Consider the following 17,903-nt stretch of genomic DNA (forward strand, 5'->3'; position numbering starts at 1 on the left):
GCGCCGCAGGGGTCGCCGCGACGGGCTTTCCACAGCAGCGGTGTGACCACGGTTTCGGTCGGGCCGTAGCCGTTGAACAGATACGTCGGTTTCAGTGCGCGCCAGGCCAGGTCGTAGCTGGCCTGTGCCACGGCATCGCCACCGAAGCAGTACACGCGCACTTTAGGCGGGTTGCCGTCGCGTTCGGCATGCTCGGCCAGTTGTTGCAGGTACACCGGTGGGAACACGGCCATGGTTACGTTGTGACGGTGCATTTGCGCGTAGGTGTACTCCGGCAGCCACAGGCTGTCATCGCGGATCAGCACGCTGGCGCCGTTGATCAGCGGGTGCATCCAGCCTTCGTGGGAACCATCGAAGGCGAAGGACATGAAGTGCAATTCGCAGTCGGCCGGGCCGGTTTCGTAGCGCTCGCCCGTGGCGATGATGTGCGCCACCAGCGGGCCGTGGGAAACCGCCACGCCTTTGGGCATGCCGGTGGAGCCGGAGGTGTAGATCACGTAGGCGAGGTTGTCGCCGTCCAGATTGACGCTTGGTGCCGTGTCGCTGTGGCCCGTCCAGTCTTCGGTGCGGTCAATGGCCAGGGCTTCCAGCCCTTCGGCGAGCGGCAATTGCGGCAAGGCGCTGGTGTGGCTGAGCAGCAACCTGGCGCGGCTGTCTTGCATCATGTACAGCAGGCGGTCACGCGGGTATTCGATGTCCAGCGGTACATACACGCCGCCAGCTTTCATCACGGCGAGGAACGCCACCATGATTTGCGCACTGCGCGGCATGGCAATCGCCACGCGCACTTCCGGGCCGACGCCACGGGCGATCAGCGCATGGGCCAGGCGGTTGGCCTGGCGGTCCAGCTCGCCATACGTCAGGGTTTGCGCATCAAACTTGACCGCAACCGCATTCGGGTTTTCCCGGGCGCGATCGGCGAACAGCTCATGCACCAGACGCTCGGCCGAGAAGCCGGCGTCGGTCTGGTTCCACAGTTGCAGGATGTGCTGTTGCTCATCCTGGCTGAGCAGCTTCAACTGGCTGATGGGCTGCTGCTGATCGGCAACCATCGCCTGCAACAGGTTTTGCCAGTGACGAGCCATGCGTTCAATGGTCGAGGCATCGAACAGGTCGGTCGCATAGCTCAGGGACGCACTCAACTGGTCACGGGATTCCTCGATATCCAGGGTAAGGTCGAAATGTGCAGCCGTTTCGTCCCAAGTCACCGGGCTCATGTCCAACTGCGCCAGGCGCTGTAAATGCTCGCCGGCCTGGCTGATGTGGTGGTTGAACGCCACCTGGAACAACGGGCTCAAGCTGAGGCTGCGCTCAGGTTGCAGGGCCTCCACCAGTTGCTCGAACGGCAGATCCTGATGGGCCTGGGCTTCCAGGGCGCGCTGCTTGACCTGCTGCAGCAACTGGGCAACGGTGGTTTGCGCGTCGATCTCGGCCTTGAGCACCTGAGTATTGACGAAGAAGCCGATCAGCCGTTCGGTTTCAACACGGTTGCGATTGGCGATCGGCACGCCGACACGGATGTCACGCTGGCCGCTGTAGCGATGCAACAACGCGTGGTAGGAGGCCAGCAACAGCATGAACAGCGTCACACCTTCGCGCTGGGCCAACAACTTGAGGCTATCGAGCAGCGAGGTCGGCAACCCAATATACAAACGCGCCCCGCGATGGGACGGTACCGCAGGGCGCTGTTGATCAAAAGGCAACTCCAGCACCGGTTGCTCGCCGCCGAGCAGTTCGCGCCAGTAGTCAAGCTGGCGCGCCTTTTCACCGGCTTCCATCCAGTCACGCTGCCATTTTGCGTAGTCGGCGTACTGGATCGGCATCGCCGGCAATTGCAGGGCCTGGCCCTGGTTGTAGGTCGCATAGAGCTGCACCAGTTCGTCGACCAGTACTTGCATCGACCAGCCGTCGGAGATGATGTGATGTTGCACCAGGACCAACACATGCTCGTCTTGCGCCAGGCACAAGAGGCTCACACGCATCAGCGGCCCCTGGCGCAGATCGAACGGTTGCGCCACCAGCGCCTGCACCGTGGATTTAAGCTGTGCCTGGTCGGTGAGCTGCGACACGAGTTCGATCCGCGCCTGCGGGCTGACCACTTGCACCGTGCGGTCGGCCTCTTGCTTAAAATGCGTGCGCAGGCTGTCGTGGCGCGCCACCAGGGTATCGAAGGCACGTTGCAGGGCGCTGCGGTCCAGCGGACCTTTCAAGCGCAGCGCACTGGGCACGTGATAGGCCGAGCTGTGCGGGTCCAGTTGCCAGAGGAACCACTGCCGTTCCTGGGCATAGGACAGCAACAACGGCTGATCGCGATCCGCCGCCACCATCGCCGGCGCCGAAGCGCTGAGCGCGGCCAGATTGTTGCCCCCCGTCAGAGTGTTAACAAAGTCGCCCAGCACGGGTTGCTCAAACAGCGTGCGCAGTGCAACTTCGAGACCCAGGCCATGGCGCAAGCGGGACACCACTTGCGTGGCGAGCAACGAATGCCCGCCCATCTCGAAGAAGTGATCGTTGAGCCCGACCCGTTCGGCGCCCAGCACCTGGGCCCAGATAGCCGCGACGCGTTGCTCGGTCTCGGTGACCGGTGCCACCCAATCGATCTGGGCTTGGCTGATATCCGGCTTGGGCAGCGCGGCACGGTCCAGCTTGCCGTTGGGGCTCAGTGGCAGGCGCTCCAGCACCAGCAGATGCGCCGGAACCATGTAGTCCGGCAGCTCTTGGCGCAACGCGGCCTTGAGCTGCGTGCGCAATTGAGCCTGCTCGGTGTCGGACAACGACTGGTTGGCCACGATGTAGCCGACCAACTGGTTGTCCGCCGCGATCACCAGCGCCTCGCGCACACTGGCCTGCGCCAGCAAGCGCGCTTCGATTTCACCCAACTCGATACGGAAACCTCGCACCTTGACCTGATGGTCGATTCGCCCCACGTACTCGATCATCCCATCGGCGCGATAACGTGCCAGGTCACCGGTGCGGTACAAACGGCCGACGCCGTCAGCGCAGAAGGGATCGGGAATGAAGCGGTGGGCCGTCAGGTCCGCACGTTTGAAATAACCCCGCGCCAACAACGGCCCGCCGATCACCAGCTCGCCCGCGACACCTACCGGCACCGGGTTGAGGTTGGCATCCAGCAGGTAAATGGCCCGGCCATCCAGCACGCGGCCAATCGGCATCATCGACGGCAAGGCTTCACGGCCCTCGACATACGCGGCGCAGTCCAGGGCAGTGGCGGTCACCGTGGCTTCGGTAGGCCCGTAGGTGTTGAGCAGTCGCACCTGCTGCAAGCCCGCTGCGCGCCAGGCATTCAGCCCTTCAGGCGGCATGGCTTCGCCGCCAATGTGCAGTTGGCGCAGGCGCCCGTAATCACGTGGGCCCAGGTCTGCAAAGTCGCGCACCAGAGCCAGCCAATAGGCCGTGGTCAGGTCGACCACGGAAATATCGTGTTCAATCAGCTGCTGGTAGAAGGTGTCGCTGTCCCACAGTTCGCCACCGCGCACCACCACCGCCGCACCGCAGCACAACGCCGGGTAGAGCTGCTCGACAAAACCGTCGAAGTTGAAGGTGCCAAATTGCAGCACGCGGTCATGGGCTTGCAGCGCAAACAGTTCGGTGAACACCTCCACATGCCGGGCCAGGGACGCCAGGTCGATGCCCACGCCTTTTGGCCTGCCGGTGGAGCCGGAGGTGAACATCACGTAGGCCAGGTTGGCCGGCTGCGCCCTCGACTCGGGGTTTTCAGCGCTGTAGTCGGCCAACCAGTCTGCGCCAGACTCCAGGCACACAAGCGTCAGGTTTGCGCTGATCGGCAGATGCTCCACCAACGGCTGCTGGGTCAGCAATAATTGCAGACCACTGTCCTCGATCATGCATTGCAGGCGCTCGGCCGGGTATTTCGGGTCCAGCGGCACATAAGCGCCGCCGGCCTTGAGCACCGCCAGCAAGCCGACGATCATTTCCAGGGAGCGGTCCACCGCCACACCCACCAGGGTGTCGGCGCTGACGCCCAACGCGATCAGACGATGGGCCAGGCGGTTGGCGCGCAGGTTGAGGTCGGCGTAGGTCATACGCTGCTGATTCAGGATCAGCGCGATGTTTTGCGGGTGCAACGCGGCCTGTTGTTCGAAGCGCTGCAATACGCTTGCCCTGGCCGGTTGAGCAACACTGCGCGGGTTCCAGTCTTGCAGCACGCGGGTGTATTCAGGGCCCAACAGCAACGGAATGGCGCCCACAGCTTGCTCGGGCGCCTGGATAAATTGCTGCAGCAAGCCCTGCAAGTAGGTGCCGATGTGCTGCACGGTGTCGGCCGCAAACTCCGCACGCAGGTATTCCAGGTGCAGGCTCAGGCGCTCGCCGCCGTGCACGGTCAGTGTCAACGGGTAGTTGGTGCGCTCCTGATGACTGACGCCACTGAAGCGCAAACCGCCCTCGCCCGACTGCTCCAGCGTCTTGGCCACCGGGAAGTTTTCGAACACCACCAGCGTGTCGAATAACGCCTCACCGGCCGAACCCGCCCAGCGCTGGATATCAAACAGCGGCGTGTGTTCATGCTCGCGCATTTCCAGGTTCAGTGCCTGTACGCAGCGCACCCAATCGCTGACGCTTTGCGCCGGGCTGGCAGCGGCAATCAGCGGCAAGGTGTTGATGAACAGGCCGACTTGCTGCTCGACATTCGCCAGCTGCGCCGGGCGCCCGGACACCGTCACCCCACAGGCGACGCTGGACTGGCCGGTGTAGCGTTGCAGCAGCAACAGCCACGCCGATTGCACCAGGGTGTTGAGGGTCACTTGGTGCGCACGGGCGAAGGCCGAAAGGCGCTGAGTCTGGCTAGCATCCCACTCACAAAGGACCTCACCGTATTCACCCGCACTCTGCGCCGGGCTTTTGGGCACACTGCGCGCCAGGTGCGTCGGCTCGTCCAACTGCGCCAGGCGCTGGCGCCAAAAGGCCTCGCCCAACGCCGGATCCTGCCGTTGCAACCAGGCGATATGCTGGGAAAAGCCCGCGCCCACCGGCGCCAACGCCTGGCCCTTGCAGGCTTGCAGCACTTCATTGAGCACCAGTGCATTGCTCCAGCCATCCATCAGGATGTGATGGCTGGTGTAGATCAAGTGCCAGCGGTCTTCAGCCGTACGGACCAACGCCACCCGCAGCAACGGTGGACGCGCCAACTCAAAGCCTTCGCGATGGTGCTCGGCGGCCAGGCTATCCAGGGCGGCGGGAAGCTCCTGACGCCCACGCCAGTCGAATTCGGTGAACGGCAAGCTGACCTGGCGATACACCACTTGCAGGGCCTGGCCCTGGTCGTCCTGCCAGACAAACCCGGTACGCAACATGTCATGCCGTGCCAGCACTTGCGCCCAGGCGCGTTGGAATACTGCCACGTCCAGGCCATGCACGTCGGCGCGCAGCTGGCTGACGTAAATGTCGTCCTCGCCCTGTTGGTAGAGGCTGTGAAACAACATGCCCTGTTGCATCGGCGACAGCGGGTACAGGTCCTGCACGTCCCTTGCCGGCAGTGCCAGCTCGTCAAGCTGGGGTTGGGTCAAGTGCGCCAGGGTCACGTCGGCCGGTGTCAGGCCGCCCTGTTTCGGATCGACGCAATGGGCAATCAGTGCCAGCAGTTCCTGCTGGAAATCATCCGCCAGGCGCTGGACAGTCGCGACCTCGAACATCTCGCGGCTGAACCCCCACTGCAGGGCCAATTCACCGCCGTACACCTGGCCCTCCACCGTCAGCCAGTTGGCCAGCGGCGCCTGCGGGTCCTGAGCCTGCCCACTGCCCTGGGCGGCAGGCACGAACAACGCTGACTCGTTGAACTGGCGGTCGAACTGCCCCAGGTAGTTGAACGTGATGCGTGGCGCGGTCAGGTTCGAGAGGGCTTCACGGGCGTCAGGCGTACCGAGGTAACGCAGCAGGCCGTAGCCAATGCCTTTGTGCGGCACGGCGCGCAGTTGCTCCTTGACCGACTTGATGGCGGCCGACAGCTCGCCATCGGCTTGCAGGCGCACCGGGAACAGGCTGGTGAACCAGCCGACGGTGCGGCTAAGGTCGAGCGTGTCGAACAGGTCTTCACGGCCATGGCCTTCCAGTTGGATCAGTGCGGCAGGCTGCTCGCTCCAGCGGCTGACGACGCGCGCCAGCGCGGTGAGCAGCAGGTCATTGACCTGGGTGCGGTAGGCCGCCGGGGCGTCTTGCAGCAGTTGACGGGTGTGTTCGGCGCTCAAGCGGATTTCGAGCTTGCTGCCCAGGCGATTCTGCAGGCCGCCCTGGGGGTTGTCGCAGGGCAGGTCGGCGCTCGCGGTCTGGGCCTGCCAGTACGGCAGTTGGTTGCCCAGCGTCAGCGCATGGGCCTGCAACTGCTGCGCCCAGTCTTGGTAGGCACTGGTCTTGGCCGGCAACGCCGCGTTGCGGTAAGCCTGTTGCAGGTCTTCTAGCAGGATGCGCCACGACACGCCATCGACCACCAGGTGATGCACCACCAGCAGCAGGCGCTGGGCGCCGTCTGCCATCCAAACCAGTACCGCGCGCAGCAGCGGACCCTGTTCAAGGTCGAGGCTGCGGTGTGCCTCGTCGCAAAGTGCGGCCAGCTCAGCCTCGTCAGCGACCTGCGCCTGCCACACTGAAGCGCTTGCCACCGGCTCGGCGTGGGCCTGTTGCCAACCGTCTGCCTGTTGCACAAAACGCAGGCGCAGGGCGTCATGGTGGTTGATCAAGCGGGTCAAGGCTGCGTCCAGGCGCGCGGGCTCCAGGGCTTCACGCGGGGCCAACAACAGCGACTGGTTCCAATGCTGGCGCGCCGGGATCATCTGCTCGAAAAAGCTGTGTTGCACGGGCGTGAGGATCACCTCGCCGCTGACCGGGCCTTGATCGATCACCGTCGCCTGTTCAAAGCTCGCCACCAGCGCCAGGCTGCGCACGCTCTGGTACTGGAACAGGTCACGCGGGCTGAGGCGAATCCCCGCCTGGCGGGCGCGGCTGACCACTTGGATAGAGATAATCGAATCGCCACCCAGCTCAAAGAAGTTGTCGTCCAGACCGACCTGCGGAGCGCCGAGCACATCGCTCCAGATCGCTGCCAGGGCCTTTTGCAGTTCGCTTTCGGGCGCGACAAAGGCTTGTTGCGGTGCAGTATCCGGCAACGGCAGCGCCTTGCGGTCGAGCTTGCCGTTGGCGGTGACCGGCAGTTTGGCCAGGGTGACGAAATGCGTGGGCACCATGTATTCCGGCAGGCTGCTGAGCAGCCAGACCTTGAGGTCGGTCGGCTCTTCACCTTCGTTAACCAGATAGGCAACCAGCTGTTTGCCGCCCTGCACCAGTACCACGGCTTCGCGCACCTGCGGGTGTTGCATCAGCCGGGTTTCGATTTCGCCCAGCTCGATACGCAAACCGCGCAGCTTGACCTGATGGTCGAGGCGGCCGAGGTACTCGATCACGCCATTGGTACGCTGGCGCACGCGGTCGCCGGTGCGGTAGAGGCGCTCGCCGCCAATAAACGGGCTGGGCACAAAGCGCTCGGCGGTCAAGCCGGGACGGCGGTGATAACTGCGCGCAAGGCCGACACCGCCCAGGTACAACTCGCCAGAGACACCGGCGGGCACCGGGTTGAGCTGGGCGTCGAGCACATAGGTGGCCAGGTTGGCAATTGGGCGGCCGATGGGCACGCTGTCGGCGCCTTCGTCCACGCATGTCCAGTGGGTAACGTCGATGGCGGCTTCGGTGGGGCCGTAGAGGTTGAACAAACCCGCCGCTGGCAGTTTGGCGAACACCTGCAACTGCGCATCCAATGGCAAGGCTTCGCCGCTGCACACAATGCGTTTTAGGTTCGTGCAGGCACCCACGCCCGGCTCATGGATAAACGCCTGGAGCATCGACGGCACGAAGTGCAAGGTGGTGATGGCGTGGCGGCCGATGGTCTCGATCAGCCGCGCCGGCTCGCGATGTTCGCCAGGGGCGGCGACCACCAGCCGAGCGCCGGTCATCAATGGCCAGAAAAACTCCCACACCGACACGTCGAAGCTGAACGGGGTTTTCTGCAAGACCGCATCGCTGGCGTCCAGGCCGTAAGCCTGCTGCATCCAGCACAAGCGGTTGACCAACGCCCGATGGCTGTTGCCGGCGCCCTTGGGTTTGCCGGTGGAACCGGAGGTGTAAATCACGTAGGCCAGATTGAGCGCCTGGATGGCCACGGCCGGTGATTCGCTGCTATAGCCGTCCAGCCAACCCGGCGCCTGGTCGAGAACGATCACTTGCACGCCATTAATCGGCAGCAAAGCCTGCAGGCTCTGTTGGCTGAGCAACAGCTGGATGCCGCTGTCTTGGATCATGTAGGCGAGGCGTTCCTGGGGGTATTCCGGGTCCAACGGCACGTAGGCGCCGCCGGCCTTGAGGATCGCCAGCAAACCCACCACCATCTCGACCGAACGCTCGACACAGATACCCACCAGCACGTCGGGGCCAACGCCCTGCTCGCGCAAGGCATGGGCCAACTGGTTGGCGCGGGCGTCTAGCTGGGCATAGCTCAAGGTGGTCGCACCAAACACCAGCGCCGGAGCATCCGGGGTGCGCCGCACGTGCTCCTCAATGAGCCGATGCACACCTTGCTCGGTCGGGTACGCCTGGGCCGTCTGGTTCCATGCGCGAAGCAGCACTTGCTGCTCCTCGGCGGCCAGCATCGGCAACTCACCGATGCGGTGTTCGTCGCCGGCCACCATCGCGTGCAGCAGGCTGACCCAGTGCTGGGCCATGCGCGTTATAGAGGGCGCGTCAAACAGGTCGTTGGCGAAGGTGAACGCGGCATGCAAGGTGCCGGACTTTTCATAGGTGTCCAGGGTCAGGTCAAACTGGGTGGTACGGCCTTGCCATTCCACCAGCGCCAATTCCAGGCCGGAAGCGGTGCTCACCGAGGCAATGTCCGCCACCACCGGCTGGTGGTTGTACATCACCTGAAACAGCGGTGTATGGCTCAGGCTGCGCTCGACCTTGAGGGCTTCCACCAGGCGTTCGAACGGCAGTTCCTGATGGGCCTGGGCGCCCAACGCATGCTCCTTGATGCCTTGCAGCAACTCGGCGACACGGGTTTGCCCGGTCAACTCGGTGCGTAGCACCTGGGTGTTGACGAAGAAACCAATCAACCCTTCGACTTCGCCGCGATTGCGATTGGCGATCGGCACACCGACGCGGATATCGCCCTGCCCCGTGTAGCGATGCAACAACACGTTGAAAGCGCCCAGCAGCAACATGAACAGGGTGACGTTGTGCTTTTGCGCACAACTGCGCAGTTGCGCGGCGAGGCCTGAATCGATGGCGAAATTATGCCGGGTGCCCTGGTAGCTGGGCATGGCCGGGCGCGGGCGATCGGTGGGCAGTTCCAGGACCGGATGCTCATCACCCAGACGTGCCTGCCAGTATTCAAGCTGGCGCGCCTGCTCCCCCGCTTCCAGCCAACGCCGCTGCCACAGGGCATAGTCGCCGTACTGGATCGGCAGCGCCGGCAATTGCGGCGTTTCGTGGCGTTCGTGGGCGTCGTAGCAGCGGATGAACTCGTCGATCAGCACATTCATCGACCAGCCGTCGGAGACGATGTGGTGCAGGGTCAGCAGCAGCACATGCTCCTGCACGTCCAGCTTGAGCAATTGCACGCGCAGCAGCGGGCCGTTTTCCAGATCGAATGGCAGCAGTGATTGCCGGGTCGCCGCTTGGTTGACGGCCTGCTCGCGCTCATCAAAGGCCAACGCACTGAAGTCCAGATGCTCGACGGCAACCGAAGGCTCGATGGCAACTTGCAGCAAGCGATCGTCGGCCTGGCGCTGGAAGACCGTGCGCAGTGTTTCATGACGTGCCACCAGGCTTGCGAATGCCTGCTCCAGTGCGCGCAGGCTGAGGGCGCCTTTTAACCTAACGGCGCCGGGCAAGTTGTAGGCGCCACTGGCCGGGTCCAGTTGCCACAGAAACCACATGCGCTGCTGCGCGTAGGACAGCGCCTGGCGATCCTCCACGTCCACACCTGCCGGAATCGGAAACCGGGAAAAGTCCACGCCTTCTTTCTGCAGGGCTTGCAGGAAAACCTGGCGTTTTTCCAGGGGCAACCCGATAAACCGGCGAGCAAGTTTCAAGGAGTCTTCAGCATTCATTTCTTGGAGTCCGGAACAATAGGCAGGAAGCACAAAGGCACGTCGTCCCTATAAAACGAACCGGACAAGGAAAAATTAGCGGGGCGTAAGCGGCGTGAAGCGCGGTGTCATCAAGGGTTACATCAATCTCAGCCAAGCCTCGCCAACTCGGGCTAGCATTGACGAACACCACTTTTTGCAACTACATTTAGTTACACGCAGGGAACGCCGTGTCCAAAAATGAAAAGCTGCTCGCCAAACTGCTCAATGAGCACATGGCTTTTACCTGGCCTGAGCTGGTAACGCTGCTGCACCAGTTTGGCTACAGACAGATTGAAGGGGCTGGAAGCCGGGTAAAATTCGATATCGGCAACCCCAGTGCAATGATCACCTTGCACAGGCCTCACCCCGGCAACGAACTGAAACACTACATTCGGCGCCAGATCATCGAACAATTGAAATCAGGAGAACTGATTCAGTGGACAACCAACTGAAACACCAGGGCTACATCGGCTCTATCGAAGCCAGCCTCGAAGACAACTGCCTGTTCGGCAAAGTGCTGTTCATCAAGGCACTGGTGAGCTACGAAGGCAAAACCGTCGCCGAGCTGGACGCGGCGTTCCGCGAGGCGGTGGATGACTACCTCGTGACCTGCCAGGCACTGGGGCAAACCCCGGAGAAACCTTGCAAGGGTTCATTCAACGTACGCGTCGGCCACGACCTGCATTTGGCGGCGGCCCTGGCGGCGACGCGCAAGAAAGTCACGCTCAATGACCTGACGCGGCAGGCGTTGAATGAGTTTTTGCAGCATCACTGCGCAGAACCTGTACCAACGCTCGGCTGAGCGCCCAAGCGCCGATACCCAAACACCGCCGAGCCCAACACCACCGCGCCCGCCACCAATGCCACCCAGAACCCGCTGGCAGCACCGAAGTGGTCGATCATCCAACCGGAGCTGGCCGCGCCAATGGCCACACCGATACTCAGGCCGGTGATCAGCCAGGTCATGCCTTCGGTCAGGCGGCTGGGCGGCACCACCTGCTCCACCAGGGCCATGGATACGATCAGGGTTGGGGCAAAGAACAGCCCGGAGATAAAGATCGCCGCCGCCAGACCAGGGATATTGGTCACCAGCAGTAGCGGCAATGTGGTCAGCGCCGTGGCCACGCCGCAGAACAGAAATTGCCGAGGCAACGGCGCCTTGAGCTTGAGCATGCCAAAGGCCAAACCCGCCAGGCACGACCCGATGGCATACACCGACAGCACGATACTGGCCGCCGCCGGTTGGCCCTGGTGTTGGGCGAAGGCCACGCTGACCACATCCACCACACCCACGATCACGCCCATGGCAAGCAGCAGGATCATCAGGATCAATACCGACGGTGAAGCGATCAACCAGCGGCCGTGGTGGTCTTGCTGCGCATGCACCGGCGGCTCTGTCGCACGCTGCAGCACAAAGGTGGTGACGCCAACCGCCAACAGCACCGTCGCCACCAAAGGCCCCGCTTCCGGGAACAGCACCACGCTCAGGCCTACCGAGATCGGCGGGCCGATAATGAAACACACCTCATCAAGCACCGACTCCAAAGCGAATGCGGTTTGCAGCCTGGGCTGGCCACGGTACAGCTCGGTCCAGCGCGCCCGCACCATGGCCGACATGTTCGGCATGCAACCGGCCAGTGCGGCGCACACAAACAGTGTCCAGGCTGGCGCCTGCAAACGAGTGCACAGCAACAACAGCACCAACGCTCCGCCGCCGATCAGCGCCGCAATCGGCAGCACCCGGCCTTGGCCATAGCGGTCCACCAGGCGGGACACCTGCGGCGCGCAGAATGCCGTCGCCAGGGCAAACACCGCCGCCACCGAGCCTGCCAGGCCATAACCGCCATGCACTTGCGAGAGCATGGTGATCAGGCCGATACCGGTCATCGAAATCGGCATGCGCGCAAGCATGCCCGCCAGTACGAACGCCCGGCTGCCTGGGGCTTGGAATAACTCGGCGTAGGGATTTGCCATCCTGCTTAACCTCTTCCTCAACCCTTGAAACTTGCGATTTGCAGGTATCAAGGCAAAATACATACGGTGCGTATGTGACAAATCATGCGTAACATACGCAGCGTATGTCAATCACTCACTGAGCTAATGCGAGCCTTACCCATGAGCCGAGCCCGTACCGAAATGATCGACGCCACCCGCGCCCGGCTGATCGCCAGCGCTCGCCAAGCCTTCGCCACACAGGGCTACGCCAACACCTCGATGGATGATTTTACCGCCCGCGCCGGCCTCACCCGCGGTGCGTTGTACCACCACTTCGGCGACAAGAAAGGTTTACTGGCGGCGGTGGTCGCCGAGCTCGACGCGGAGATGGACGCCCACCTGCAAGGCATCAGCGACCAGGCGCAGGAACCCTGGAGCGGCTTTTGTGAACGCTGCCGCGCCTATTTGCGCATGGCCCAGGATGGCGAGATTCAACGCATCGTGTTGCAGGATGCGCCAGCCGTACTCGGTGATACGGGCTCTGAGCAACAGTGCGTGGAATCCCTGCGCCAGCTGCTGGAGGCGATGATGCAGGCCGGTGTCATCCAGCAAGCCCCCAGCGTCGCGCTGGCCCAGTTGATCAATGGCAGCCTGGTCAACGCGGCCCTGTGGATCGCCCGTGACGAGCAACCAAACCTGCGCCTGCAAGAAGGTTTGCAGGCGCTGGAACTGTTACTGCAAGGCTTGAAGCAAGCCGTCACACCAGCCGTTTGATCTGCTTGTGGCGCCACACCAACCGGTAATAGGCGGTCTGCAGCACCAGCATCGCCAGGTAGGTCACCGGAAACGCCATCCACACGCCTTCCAGGCCGAAGTGCGCGTTGAACAGGTACGCCATCGGCAGCTCAACGCACAGCACACAGAAGATCGAAATCGCCACCGGCATCAACACCACGCCGCTGGCGCGCATGATCCCGCCGATCACCGCCTGGAACCCGAACACCAGGATGCTCCACAGCATGATATGCAGCAGGTGCTCGGCATTGAGCCGTGCCGCGTCGTCGGTGATAAACAAGCCCAGCAACCAGTGGGACAACAGGTAACCCAACAGGATCAAGCCACCGGTCAGGCACAGGTTGATCACAAGCCCGGTGCGCAGGATCGGCCCGATACGCTCCAGGCGCCCGGCCCCGATCGCCTGGGCACCGAGGATCGAGGCCGTGATCGCAATCGACAGCGCCGGGAACTGCACGTAATTGACGATCTGCGTCACCGCGCCATAGGCCGCCGTAGCTTGTGAGCCATGCCCGTTGACCAGCGCCAGAATCACCAACTCCGACAGCGACAACACCACCATCTGCAAACCGGTTGGCAAGCCGATACGCAGGACCTTGCCGAGGATCGCCCGGTCCAGGCGCAAGGCCGCGAGCAGTTCACGGTCCGGCGCCATCACATGGTTTTTATGGCGCAGGCGCAAAATCAGAAACAGCATGGCCGCCGCGTTGCCCACCAAGCCCGCATACACCGCACTCTGAATGCCCATGGGCGGCAAGCCGATCCAGCCACGAATCAGCGCCGGGGTCAGCAGCAGGCCGACCAGCGTCGAGACCATCAACGCCAGCAACGGCGAAACCGTATCGCTGACGCCTCGCAATAGTTGGGTGTAGAGGATGAACACCAACAGCAGCGGCATGATCAGCATCATCATTTGGGCATAACCCACCGCGTCGTCGAGTACATCGATTGGGGTACCCAACGCCTGCAACGCCGGGCGCGCGAACAGGCTGCCCAGCACTGCCGCGATCAAGCCCACCAGCGCGCCAAGCGTCAGGGTCGCGCCGGTAATCACCTTGACCATCGCGGTTTCCTGCGCGCCCCAGGCTTGCCCGATCAACACCGAAGCGCCCGCCCCCAGGCCGATCACCAACGCAATAAAGAAAAACACGATGGGGAACATCCCCGACACCGCCGCCAGCGCCTGGGTGCCGAGCATCTGCCCGACATAGATGCCGTTAAGGGTGCCGGAAAAGCTTTGCAGGAAGTTGGACAGCACCATGGGTGCCAGAAACATCAGGTAGATCTGCCACAACGGCCGCTTTGGGGTGACGTCCATACTGGTTTGAATCTCTGGATTATTGTTATGCGGTGAAGGCATTGCGTGACAGCCAGGCCAGGTACGTCTGTACGTCCACCGGCCAATGCGCGATTTTTAGGGAAAAGTCGGCAGCGTCCTGGGCAAACAGCGCCCGTGACGCGTCTTCAAACCCTGGCAGGTCGCCGCCGAGGGCGCTCATGAAACGATAGCTGGCTTCTTTGGCCTGGCGCATTTGATCACGGGCAGCATGAACATTGCGCGCTTCATCCACCAACCGACGTAATGCCGCCGACGCGCCGCCACGTTGTTGGGCCAGCCATTCCCAGTGGCGCGGCAGCAGGGTGACTTCCCGCGCAACCACGCCCAGCTTGGGGCGCCCGACCGCAGGCGCTGCGGGTGGATCTTCATTGAGCTTGATCGGCACCGGTTGATCCGGCGCGTAGCCGGCAGGCCAAGGGTAGTCGACCTGGGTGCCGGTGGCATCGTCGAAGACCAGGAAGCTGCCGGTGGGCAGGTCAAGGCTCGCCAGCGCTTCGGCCACCTGGGAATAGGAGCCGGTTGCCACGCGCTGGTGACGGACAAAGGCAGTGCAAACTGCTGTATTTTGAATAGGCATCGGTTATTACCCGGATTTTATTTGTTTTACCCGGATCATATTAATTGTATTTTGATAATCCGCAAGCCGATGCGGCAAAAACCGTCGGCGCGGCCACGCACCTGTCGCGTTAGCTGCAACCTGACCTGTGGGAGCGGACTTGCATCGTGGCTGAGACCGGCTAACCACCAAAAGTCTGCGACGGCCGACGCAACGTCGGATCAAACGGATTGATCCGAGGCCCGATCGCTGCCGCTTCGCGCTTGAGCAACTCCACCACCATCGGCAACCGGCTTGGCCCCAAGCGGTCACTGATGGTCGCCACACTCAACGCCGCCACCGCATGCCCATCCCGATTCAGAATCGGCACCGCCAACCCGGCCATGCCTTCGAGCACACCGGTATTGCGCGCCGCATAACCCAGGCGCCGCACATTCTCGACCTCGGAGCGCAGCAGCACTTCGTCATACAGGTGAAAATCCTTGAGGCGTGGCAGGTTGTAGCGGATCACCGTCTCACGCTCTTCCTCCGGCAAAAACGCCAGGATGGCCAGACTGCCCTGCCCCACGCCGAGCGCCACACGCCCACCAATATCGCCAGTGAAGGTGCGAATCGGATACGGCCCTTCGCTGCGGTCCAGGCAGATCGCATCAAAGCCGCTGCGCGCCAGCAGAAACAGCGAATCGCCCAATGACGCACTCAGGCGCAACATGCTCGGGCGCACCAGGTCGCGCAGGTTGCCGGTCTTGCCGGCGTTGGCCGCCAGGGCGAAGAACTCCAGGCTCAGGCGGTAGCGCTTGCTGCGCCCATCCTGCTCAACCATGCCTTCGTCCATCAGGCTGCGCAGCAGGCGGTGCGTAGTGGGCTGCGACAGGCCGACCTGCTGCGCGAGCTGGGTCACGCGCTCGCCGCCTTCGGGCACTTCGCCCAAGGTGCGCAGCAACGCGAACAATCGAGACACGCTCCCCGCACCGACTTCCTTAGCGCCTTCATTCCGCTCAGTGGAATCCATAACACGTAATCTCGATATAAATTCTGGTGAGTGAATAAAACTGAAAATAATAGTCCGTTCAGTGAAATTCCATCTTCCGCCCATCCTAGTCTTCGTCCTAATCTGCGTCCACAGGGGCGAAATGAACAACAACCGGCAGCCGACTTGAGATCGAGCGCCAACGCACCCGCAACACTCTTTTCGCATCTGCCCAAAACAAAAAAGCGCGTTTCGACGCGACTCAAAAAAGGTGGAACGCAGACATGGCTTTTCTCCAACTCAACGCCTTGAGCAAACGCTACGGCGCCGTCGACGCAGTGGTCGCCACCGACCTTGCGGTGGAAAAGGGCGAGTTCGTTTCCCTGCTCGGCCCTTCGGGCTGCGGCAAGACCACCACCCTGCAAATGATCGCAGGCTTTGTCGACGTGAGCGGCGGGCAGATCCTGCTCGACGGCCGCGACATCACCCACGCCAAACCCGCCAGCCGTGGCTTGGGCGTGGTGTTCCAGAGTTACGCGCTGTTCCCGCACATGAGCGTGCGCGACAACGTGGCCTTCGGCCTGAAGATGCGCAAAGTGCCGGCCGGCGAGATCGCCAGCAAAGTCAAAACCGTGTTGGAACTGGTGCGCCTGGCCCCACACGCCGAACGCTATCCGCGTGAATTGTCCGGCGGCCAGCGCCAGCGTGTGGCCCTGGCGCGTGCGCTGGTGATCGAGCCGCCGGTGTTGCTGCTGGATGAGCCGCTGTCCAATCTCGATGCCAACCTGCGCGAAGAAATGCAGTTTGAAATCCGCCGTATTCAGTGCGCCGTGGGCATCACCACCTTGATGGTCACCCACGATCAGGCCGAAGCCCTGTCGATCAGCGACCGCGTGGTGGTGATGCAGGCCGGGCGCGTGACCCAGATCGACGCGCCCTACAAGCTCTACGAACACCCACGTACGCGGTTTATCTCGGACTTTGTCGGCAAGGCCAACTTGCTGGCCGGTGACTACGACGAATTCGGCACTCCCCAAGTGCGTCATACCGGCGGCGACGGCCCACTGGTACTGAGCCTGCGCCCGGAAAAAATCCAGCTGGTGGATGCAGGTGCAGGCCGCCTGCAAGGCAAGGTCCTCGACCGTTATTTCTTCGGCAGCCAATGGCTCTACCGCGTCCAAACGGCTCTGGGCGAAATCACCGTGGTACGCAGCAACGACGGCAGCGCACCGCTCGGTTGCGGCGCGGCGGTGGGCCTGGACTGGCACGCCGAGTTACTGCGCGTGCTGACGGCGGATGAGGTGCACCCATGAGCCGTGGTTATCTGTTGTCGCTGCCGGCGCTGCTGCTGTTTAGCGGCCTGCTGATCCTGCCGCTGTTGATGACCCTGGTGCTGTCGTTCAACGTGTTCGACTACCAGGTGGGCGTGAAGGCCGATGAGTGGACCTTTGCCCATTACCTGTCGCTGTTCAGCGATGCGTACTTCTACGAAATCTTCTGGCGCACCTTCTGGATCAGCGCGCTGGTGACTCTGCTGTGTGTAGTGATCGGCGTACCGGAAGCCTACATCCTCAGCCGCATGGGCACCCCGTGGCGCTCGATCTTTTTGATTTTGATCCTCACGCCGCTGCTGATTTCGGTGGTGGTGCGCGCCTTCGGCTGGAGCTTGTTGCTGGGTGCCGACGGGCTGGTCAACCAGGTGATTCAGTTCCTCGGCGGGCGCCCGGTGAAACTGTTGTACACGCCGTTCGCGGTGGTGATCGCACTGGTGCACGTAATGCTGCCGTTCATGATCATCCCGGTGTGGACCTCGCTGCAAAAGCTCGACCCGTCGGCGGAACAGGCGGCGCTGTCACTGGGCGCCAGCCAGGCCACGGTGATGCGCAAGATCGTGTTGCCGCAAGTGATGCCCGGCGTGCTGTCCGGCACCTTGATCGTGTTCGGCCTGGCCGCCAGTTCGTTTGCGATACCCGGCCTGCTCGGCGGGCGCCGCCTGAAAATGGTCGCCACCGTGGTCTACGACCAGTACCTCTCGGAACTCAACTGGCCCATGGGCGCGACCATTGCGGTGGTGCTGCTGTTGGTCAACTTACTGATCATGCTGAGCTGGAACCGCATGGTCGAAGGCCGCTACAAAAAGTCCCTGGGGGTTTAAGC

The 17,903-nt window shown here is 62.7% G+C and carries 10 protein-coding genes; 5 read left to right on the forward strand and 5 right to left on the reverse strand.

Annotated elements, in window-relative coordinates:
• Positions 1–10,130: non-ribosomal peptide synthetase (locus BFP92_RS28830; protein WP_083221816.1), on the reverse strand; the 10,130-nt coding region annotated here is incomplete at its 3' end.
• Between the two features lie 209 nt (positions 10,131–10,339).
• Between BFP92_RS28830 and BFP92_RS28835 the strand changes: the two genes are divergently transcribed.
• Together BFP92_RS28835 and BFP92_RS28840 are read left to right on the forward strand one after the other, a co-directional pair.
• On the forward strand, positions 10,340–10,603 hold the full coding sequence (locus BFP92_RS28835) for a type II toxin-antitoxin system HicA family toxin (protein WP_065932088.1): 264 nt from the start codon (positions 10,340–10,342) through the stop codon (positions 10,601–10,603).
• Complete coding sequence (locus BFP92_RS28840; protein ID WP_056859316.1) at positions 10,588–10,953, forward strand: type II toxin-antitoxin system HicB family antitoxin; 366 nt, start codon at positions 10,588–10,590, stop codon at positions 10,951–10,953. Before BFP92_RS28835 ends, BFP92_RS28840 begins: the two co-directional genes overlap by 16 nt.
• On the opposite strand, the gene BFP92_RS28845 is transcribed toward BFP92_RS28840, so the two are convergent.
• Positions 10,920–12,125 carry an MFS transporter gene (locus BFP92_RS28845; RefSeq protein ID WP_065932089.1) on the reverse strand — a complete coding sequence of 402 codons (1,206 nt, stop codon included), beginning with the start codon at positions 12,123–12,125 and terminating at the stop codon, positions 10,920–10,922. The genes BFP92_RS28840 and BFP92_RS28845 overlap by 34 nt on opposite strands.
• A 141-nt stretch (positions 12,126–12,266) precedes the next feature.
• Here BFP92_RS28845 and BFP92_RS28850 point away from each other — a divergent pair, with 141 nt between their 5' ends.
• Positions 12,267–12,860 (forward strand): TetR/AcrR family transcriptional regulator, encoded by a 594-nt coding sequence (locus BFP92_RS28850; protein ID WP_065932090.1) that lies wholly within the window; start codon positions 12,267–12,269, stop codon positions 12,858–12,860.
• On the opposite strand, the gene BFP92_RS28855 is transcribed toward BFP92_RS28850, so the two are convergent.
• From BFP92_RS28855 to BFP92_RS28865, 3 genes are all read right to left on the reverse strand, one after another.
• Positions 12,844–14,199 (reverse strand): MATE family efflux transporter, encoded by a 1,356-nt coding sequence (locus tag BFP92_RS28855; protein ID WP_017139597.1) that lies wholly within the window; start codon positions 14,197–14,199, stop codon positions 12,844–12,846. The two genes, BFP92_RS28850 and BFP92_RS28855, sit on opposite strands and share 17 nt — an antisense overlap.
• 25 nt (positions 14,200–14,224) lie before the next feature.
• On the reverse strand, positions 14,225–14,797 hold the full coding sequence (locus BFP92_RS28860) for a DUF2239 family protein (RefSeq protein WP_065932091.1): 573 nt from the start codon (positions 14,795–14,797) through the stop codon (positions 14,225–14,227).
• Positions 14,798–14,957: 160 nt separating this feature from the next.
• Positions 14,958–15,788 carry an IclR family transcriptional regulator gene (locus BFP92_RS28865; protein ID WP_065932092.1) on the reverse strand — a complete coding sequence of 277 codons (831 nt, stop codon included), beginning with the start codon at positions 15,786–15,788 and terminating at the stop codon, positions 14,958–14,960.
• Positions 15,789–16,030: 242 nt separating this feature from the next.
• Between BFP92_RS28865 and BFP92_RS28870 the strand changes: the two genes are divergently transcribed.
• Positions 16,031–17,059: an ABC transporter ATP-binding protein gene (locus BFP92_RS28870; protein ID WP_065932093.1), complete on the forward strand. Its 1,029-nt coding sequence runs from the start codon at positions 16,031–16,033 to the stop codon at positions 17,057–17,059.
• Complete coding sequence (locus tag BFP92_RS28875; protein ID WP_065932094.1) at positions 17,056–17,901, forward strand: ABC transporter permease; 846 nt, start codon at positions 17,056–17,058, stop codon at positions 17,899–17,901. Before BFP92_RS28870 ends, BFP92_RS28875 begins: the two co-directional genes overlap by 4 nt.
• The last annotated feature ends 2 nt before the right edge of the window (positions 17,902–17,903 follow it).

It is taken from the genome of Pseudomonas sp. 58 R 3 (assembly GCF_900006605.1).
GTDB lineage: Bacteria > Pseudomonadota > Gammaproteobacteria > Pseudomonadales > Pseudomonadaceae > Aquipseudomonas > Aquipseudomonas salomonii.

What these genes read in the sequence shown, in the direction of transcription:
- BFP92_RS28845 (WP_065932089.1), bottom strand. Translation starts at nt 12,125, where the DNA reads ATGGCAAATCCCTACGCCGAGTTATTCCAAGCCCCAGGCAGCCGGGCG.
- BFP92_RS28850 (WP_065932090.1), top strand. Translation starts at nt 12,267, where the DNA reads ATGAGCCGAGCCCGTACCGAAATGATCGACGCCACCCGCGCCCGGCTG.
- BFP92_RS28855 (WP_017139597.1), bottom strand. Translation starts at nt 14,199, where the DNA reads ATGGACGTCACCCCAAAGCGGCCGTTGTGGCAGATCTACCTGATGTTT.
- BFP92_RS28860 (WP_065932091.1), bottom strand. Translation starts at nt 14,797, where the DNA reads ATGCCTATTCAAAATACAGCAGTTTGCACTGCCTTTGTCCGTCACCAG.
- BFP92_RS28865 (WP_065932092.1), bottom strand. Translation starts at nt 15,788, where the DNA reads ATGGATTCCACTGAGCGGAATGAAGGCGCTAAGGAAGTCGGTGCGGGG.
- BFP92_RS28870 (WP_065932093.1), top strand. Translation starts at nt 16,031, where the DNA reads ATGGCTTTTCTCCAACTCAACGCCTTGAGCAAACGCTACGGCGCCGTC.
- BFP92_RS28875 (WP_065932094.1), top strand. Translation starts at nt 17,056, where the DNA reads ATGAGCCGTGGTTATCTGTTGTCGCTGCCGGCGCTGCTGCTGTTTAGC.